Origin of the sequence: Beijerinckia sp. L45 (assembly GCF_009765775.1) — a bacterium.
In the GTDB taxonomy this organism is placed as follows: domain Bacteria; phylum Pseudomonadota; class Alphaproteobacteria; order Rhizobiales; family Beijerinckiaceae; genus RH-AL1.
Genome location: NZ_LMUU01000249.1, coordinates 1 through 224, shown reverse-complemented (window position 1 = coordinate 224; position 224 = coordinate 1). Strand labels below are relative to the sequence as shown.

1 protein-coding gene is annotated in these 224 nt (G+C 62.1%); it reads left to right on the top strand.

From position 1 onward, the window contains the following. Positions 1-36: 36 nt before the first annotated feature. Positions 37-224: alpha/beta hydrolase fold domain-containing protein (locus GSQ79_RS30470; RefSeq protein ID WP_368669979.1), on the top strand; the 188-nt coding region annotated here is incomplete at its 3' end.

The following is a 224-nucleotide window of genomic DNA, read 5'->3' as shown; positions in this document are numbered from 1 at the left end:
TCGTGGTCTTGCGGGCATTAGGCATGCGAACATCATTTGGTCGGAGACTCCGCGGGCGGCGGCCTCAGCCTCGCGCTCATGGCGAAGGTAAGCCGGGACCCGTTATTGCCTCGGACAGCCGGAGCGATGGTCATGTCTCCGATGACCGATCTCGCGCTCACCGGCGGCAGCATCAAAGGGCGGGCCAAGGTCGACCCAATGCTAACCCAGAAAATGCTATCGCA